The organism is Actinomadura sp. NPDC048955 (genome assembly GCF_040649435.1).
Lineage (GTDB): Bacteria > Actinomycetota > Actinomycetes > Streptosporangiales > Streptosporangiaceae > Spirillospora > Spirillospora luteofluorescens.
The window spans coordinates 1-6,213 of sequence record NZ_JBEZJI010000131.1 but is presented as its reverse complement, the minus strand read 5'-3'; the positions used below and the strand labels follow the sequence as shown (position 1 = coordinate 6,213).

5 protein-coding genes and 1 pseudogene are annotated in these 6,213 nt (G+C 29.4%); 3 read left to right on the top strand and 3 right to left on the bottom strand.

What is annotated here, in order from left to right; translation table 11 throughout:
- The first annotated feature begins 252 nt into the window (after positions 1–252).
- The gene (locus tag AB0C84_RS45060) at positions 253–1,110 is read left to right on the top strand and encodes a RepB family plasmid replication initiator protein (RefSeq protein WP_002501810.1); all 858 of its coding nucleotides are present in this window, start codon (positions 253–255) and stop codon (positions 1,108–1,110) included.
- A gap of 47 nt (positions 1,111–1,157) precedes the next feature.
- On the opposite strand, the gene AB0C84_RS45055 is transcribed toward AB0C84_RS45060, so the two are convergent.
- Positions 1,158–1,769 carry a helix-turn-helix domain-containing protein gene (locus tag AB0C84_RS45055; protein WP_001830024.1) on the bottom strand — a complete coding sequence of 204 codons (612 nt, stop codon included), beginning with the start codon at positions 1,767–1,769 and terminating at the stop codon, positions 1,158–1,160.
- Between the two features lie 940 nt (positions 1,770–2,709).
- Between AB0C84_RS45055 and AB0C84_RS45050 the strand changes: the two genes are divergently transcribed.
- Positions 2,710–3,339: a hypothetical protein gene (locus AB0C84_RS45050; protein WP_049381485.1), complete on the top strand. Its 630-nt coding sequence runs from the start codon at positions 2,710–2,712 to the stop codon at positions 3,337–3,339.
- A gap of 306 nt (positions 3,340–3,645) precedes the next feature.
- Here AB0C84_RS45050 and AB0C84_RS45045 read toward each other — a convergent pair.
- Positions 3,646–3,756 (bottom strand): annotated as a pseudogene (locus tag AB0C84_RS45045) (IS6 family transposase); the annotation flags it as partial.
- 470 nt (positions 3,757–4,226) lie between these two features.
- On the opposite strand from AB0C84_RS45045, the gene AB0C84_RS45040 reads away from it, so the two are divergent.
- Entirely contained in the window at positions 4,227–5,606 is a 1,380-nt protein-coding gene (locus tag AB0C84_RS45040) for an MFS transporter (protein ID WP_311046856.1), read from the top strand.
- 34 nt (positions 5,607–5,640) lie between these two features.
- On the opposite strand, the gene AB0C84_RS45035 is transcribed toward AB0C84_RS45040, so the two are convergent.
- Positions 5,641–6,060, bottom strand: coding sequence for a hypothetical protein (locus tag AB0C84_RS45035; RefSeq protein ID WP_049388106.1), 420 nt, complete (start codon positions 6,058–6,060; stop codon positions 5,641–5,643).
- Between the last annotated feature and the right edge of the window lie 153 nt (positions 6,061–6,213).

Genomic DNA, 6,213 nt, shown 5'->3' with positions numbered 1-6,213 from the left:
AACTAGAGTGACAAGGCTTTTGAAATGTTAAAAGGGACATTTTGTAACAGTAAAAGGGACATTTTGTAACAGTAAAAGGGACATTTTGTAACAGTAAAAGGGACATTTTGTAACAGTAAAAGGGACATTTTTAAAATTATGTCACTTATATGCTTTATCCTCTATATAATAGGTGTTATAATTCGTTTGATCATTATTATAGAGGGACGTTTTTAAAATTATGTCACTTATATATTTAGAGAGGAGTTTTTTATGTCTGGTGAAACAGTAGTATATAGAAATGAGATGAACTTAGTACCATTAAGACGTTTTACAAGTACTGAAGTAGATTTATTCTTTACATTATGCAATAAACTTAAAGAACAGGATACAAGAAAAGTAATTATTCCTTTTGAAGAATTAAAATATTTAAGTAACTACTATACGCGTTCTCAAGAACGCTTTATTAATGATTTAGAGCACGTATACGATAAAATGTTGAATCTAACATATGTGGAACGTAATGGTAGGTCTTTTGAAAAATTTGTTTTATTTACTTCATACAAAGTAGATTTAGACGAAGAATGTTTATCTATTAGTGTTAATCCTGATTTAAAACATATTTTAAATTCTATAACAGCTGATTTTACGAAATTTGAATTAAAAGAAATGACCCATCTTAAATCTACTTACGCTAAAAATATGTTTAGATTGCTTAAACAATATAAACATACTGGTTATATTAAAATAAATATATCTGATTTTAAAAATCGTCTAGATATACCTAAAACTTATCAGATGAATGATATAACCAAACGTGTATTAAAGCCTATAATTAATGAACTTTCTTCAATTTTTAATAATCTTAATATCAATAAAATTAAAGCAAAAAAAGGACGTAAAATTGAGTGGTTAGAGTTTACGTTTGACGCTGAGAAACGTATTCACAACAAGCGACAACCTCAAATGACTAATGTAGGTAAACAAAGACAATATATCAGTCGTGAAAAAACGCCGAGATGGTTAGAAGAACGTACTTATGAAAAAAATTTAAAAAGTGAGTATGATCCACAATTAGAAAAAGAGCGAAAAGCATTCTTAAAACAACTTCAATTAGATTGGGAAGATTAAAATAAAAGATCTTTAGCAAGTGTGCTAAAGATCTTTTATTTTGTATTTTATTTTCCTGTTAATTCAGGTATTAACCAACTTAGAAAACCTCCAATAGGAAAAACAATCCACCAATATCTAGCCATAAAATCCCAGCCATTTTTTACAGGTTCATTTTTTCTATTTCTATTTTTCATTCCAATAGTCATAGGATATTTTTTATCTAATTTTTTTGAAATAAAAACATTTAAAAAATAATACATTATTGCTAAGCTCAAAAATAAAGCGAAAATCCAAATGATGCGGTAAATATTTTGTTCTAAACCTTCTAACTCACCTACAAAGATTCCAAATAGTCCTAAAAACACAAAAATAAAACTAAATGTTATTAATTTAATAGTAAAAAGTTCATTTTTACGATAATTAAACTGCTTTTGTTGTTCTTTAGATATTTCCATTATTTCCTCCTCCTTATCAGAAGACGAGATAGATTCGAATAGTTCATTGACTGTCACATCTAATGCGTTTGAGACACTTTTAAGTGTTTCACTACTAACTTCTTCTCCAGCCTCCATTCTTTGAATTGTTCTTACTGTTACATAAGCCTTTTCTGCTAAATTTTCTTGAGTTAACGATTTTTGTTTTCTAATTTCTGCAACTTTTGATTTGTTCATACTCATAAACTACTCCTCAACTAAAAAAATGAACACGAAAAATTGCCGACAGATGGGCGACAATGAAACGACAGTTACTTCAAAATTATATTCTTAAAAGAAAGTATATATCTAATTTTACAAAAAGCATAAGAAAGGATATACTGAAAGTAACAAATAGCAGATATATCATTGTATGTGAAAACCCCCAGCGTGCCGGCTGGGGGTTTCTTTTTACTTATGTTCTTGTTGTAATAGATAAAGAACATAACCAACAATAATTGGAAAAATGAGCTTATCTAGTACAAATAGCAAGATTATCATTGTATGTGACACCTCCTTTCTGCACAGGAAGTGCTTTTCCAGTATAACAGAAACCTATAATTTAAAACGGTGTGTTATCACGTGAAATTGTGAATAAAGATACAAAGTGATCGTAAATGAAAAAGTATGAAAACGCGTCGTTAAAGGGATGTATAAAAGTTGTATAAAGAGGAATGATGACAAATAGGGACAAACGCTGAAATGACGACATTTGTCCCTTTATTGTAAGTTGACATAATTAACTATTATAGGTAGTACTTTTGTATAGTCTATTCATTGACTGAATTATATCAATAATTTTATTAACATTAAATTATTAGAATATTGTCTGTATTTATAATATATTATAAATACAAAAGTTAGCTAATGAAAAAGGTCTATCATTAAGTGCTTATATAAGACTTTTATTATCTGAACAGGTAAAAAACGTATAAAAAAATACTAGTCTGCCAACTAGTCCAAATGATAATAATTAAATATGATGATTTAACAAAAGTAAAGTTATGTTTTAGTTTATAGCTTAATACTTAATTCATGTTAGGTTATAGCATGAATTGATACGGATATACAAGTATATACTTTTGTTTATTAACCATTTGGAAATTAGTTAAAGGTTAGTCATATCGGAAAGGAAATGACTATTATGCCAAAAGTAACATTTTTTAGAAATGACAGATTAAGACGACCAGAGCCAATTACATCACTAGCAAATATTAAAACGTTGAAAGAAATTGAATTTAGTAAAGACAATTTCCAAGATATACCTAAAGAAATTTATATTACTAACATAACTGATCCGCAGTCAGTAACATTTAGAAAGTCAAGACCAAAAGATAATGGCGGTGAATATAAATATACACAAGCGTCATTTAAAGCATTAAGCTATGACAAACTTGAAGATTTAAGAGAACTTCAGAAAAAGCAACCAGAATCAGAAATTGTTGAAGTGTTGAAAAGAGAATTACGTGAATTTCCACTTCGAATTAATAATGATAATGCTGGAGTAGCGTCATTTAATGAAGTTATTGAAACATCACGCAAGAAAGCATTAGATTTACAAAAATCTAAAAAATTGAAAAACCCAGTATTATTATTAAAAGGTTGTGACTTTGCTTTCTTACCAAAATTTGAAATGATGGGCAACGACGGACAATATAAAGGCGTACAGATGATTTTGAGAAGTATACAGGGCGTAGACATTATTGAAGAACCAGTTGTTAGTGAGAAAAAAGAAGCAGAAGAAGAAGTTTCTGTTACGGACTTGTTTAGCTAATGTCTAAATTACAATCTACGCAAAATATAAGCGTTGACTGGTTTCGTGTCGTAATTCCATATACTTATGATTTAATGCCTAATAAATATCACAAGTCACGTAGTGGTAAAAAGATACAGGCAGTTAAACCAGTTATGATGAAAGCATTACATGAAGTTAATCATATATTAAGTTATGTCTTTCATTTACCTAAGGTTCAAGATAAATTTGAAGATGATTAAGTAACTGGTAAATGGGAAGAAATACCAGGTTCTGTTGCAAAGTAAAAAATATAGCTAACCACTAATATATCATGTCAGTGTTCGCTTAACTTGCTAACATGATGCTAATTTCGTGGCATGGGGAAAATCCGTAGATCTGAAGAGACCTGCGGTTCTTTTTATATAGAGCGTAAATACATTCAATACCTTTTAAAGTGTAATTAGAAACAGTAAAAGAGACTAGCCAAATCGCTAGTCTCTTTTACTGTTTCTAATTTGATTAAGCAATAACCGATCATTTTTATAACTCCCAAAATTAATATATCCTGTACTATCGATATGCGTTAACATACGTTTGAATGTGTCTACTTGAGGTTGATAATGTTTGACTGTTTGCTCTAATTCTTTTATATGATGTGATTGAGCTTGTATAAGCTCCTCATATTCATTGATTTTGCTTTCTAATTCACTAACCTTTGAATCCTCTTCATAATCTTCTAATGTCGTTTGTTCTTAACGTGTCTTATGTCCAATAAGTAAAATATTATCAGCAAATTTTTCATACATATAATGCCTCTAATGCCTCCTTTCTATTAGTACAATTTAATCATACCCATATAATATTTCGGTATTAAACGAAATATTATATGGGTATGATTAAATTAGTTGAATGAGGAGGTATGATAGATGAATTCGTCTAAGTATTTCGATCATTTAGTTGTCTTTACAGCAGGAATAGGTATGTTCTTATCAACTCTAGATAGTGGTATTATCAATGTGGCGTTACCCACTTTATCTAAATCTTTTAATGTTGATGCTTCTTTTATTTCTTGGAGTATTACGTTATATACTTTGTTACTTACAGGGACCATTATTATATTTGGAAGACTGAGTGATAAGTACAATCGTCTAAATATCTATAGTATTGGACTAACAGTGTTTTTGATATCTTCTATTTTATGTGGATTTTCAAATAACGTGGTAGAATTAATTACTTTTCGTGGTTTACAAGGCATAGGTGCAGCTATGTTACAAGGCACTGCTACAGCTATTATTACTACAACCATTCCTGAGCATAGACAGGGACCAGCATTAGGAACTTTGAGCATTTTATTAGGAATAGGTCCCGTGTTAGGTCCTAGTATTGGAGGCCTTTTAATATCTATAGGAAATTGGAGATGGATATTTTGGATTAATATTCCATTCATATTTATAGGCTTAATAGGCTGTTCACTTTTAAAAAAATATATTAAAGAGCCAAAAAGTGTATCTATTCATTTAGATATACGTGGAAATTCGCTACTATTTGTATCTATATTTTGCTTATTAGTAAGTTTAACATCTTGGTCTCACCATTCATTTTTTAATATATCAGTATATAGCAATTTCTTAATATTTATTATAACTTTTTGCTTATTTATTGTGTGGGAACTAAAAACTAATCATCCTATCATCAATTTACGTTTATTCAAAAACATATCATTTTCATCTTCTATATTTGCAATATTTGTTTTTGGAGGTACAACGTCTTTAGGCTTTATAATTCCTCCATATATTTTAGAAAAAATCAATCATCTTTCATCTTGGCAAATAGGACTAGTCAATTTAACATCTCCTTTAGGATTAGTACTTATATCAAAAATCACAGGGAAATTAATATCTCGTGTTGGTAACACTATTTTAATGACTGTTGGACTAGTTATTATGATTGCTTCATATACTAGCTTAGGGTTATTACAGTACATATTAAATCCAATAACAATAAGTCTATTGTTATTGATATATGGTATAGGTGGAGGATTTTTCTTACCATCTAATACTTCAGCAATCATGGGAACTGTATCTAAAGATATGCAAGGTACTGTTGGAGCAACTCAACGGATGGTTCAAAATATAGGTATTGCTGTTTATACAGCAATTACTTCATTATTTATAAGTAATCAATCACAGACAGATCAACTGATAACTAGTGCCAGTCATGCATGGTTATTCGCATCAATAACACTTTTTTTATCACTATTACCTTTTTTATTAAAACTATTAAATCATAAGTCAGAAGCTACTTAATATAATAAAAGCAAGTGATTCATAAAATTATGAATCACTTGCTTTTATACTGTTCTTTTAATCGTTTAATCGCATTTTTTAGTGGACGATCATCACGATATGTACTGAAATCTAAAAATGCTGTACTATCAAAATGTTGTAATAAGTGATGAAAGACGTCATTTTCTTGTCTCAGTTGGTCGATTTCATCTTCCAACTGATGAATATGATGCTGGAGTGCCTGATTGTTCGATTTGAGTGCCTCGTTATCTTTTTTAAACAATTCACTGACTTCACTGGATTCTTTAATTTGTTCGATGACTGTCGGTTTAATACGATTACCAATGGCTGTATGACGTATATATTCTGTCACATTCATCTCTCGAATATCCGCAAGTGCACAAATCTTTTCGTATTGCGATTGACTTACACGAATGGTTAAGATTTTTTCTTTTGAATTTTGTTTTTTTGGCATTGAACCACCTCATGATTAATATGTGATAAGCATACATATGTGTGCTAATCTTTATATTAATATAACATACATATGTATGCTAATAAATATGTATGATTCGAGGTGTTGTGAGCTAACATTTGGCATACATATTTTCAAACATATTTGTTTGAT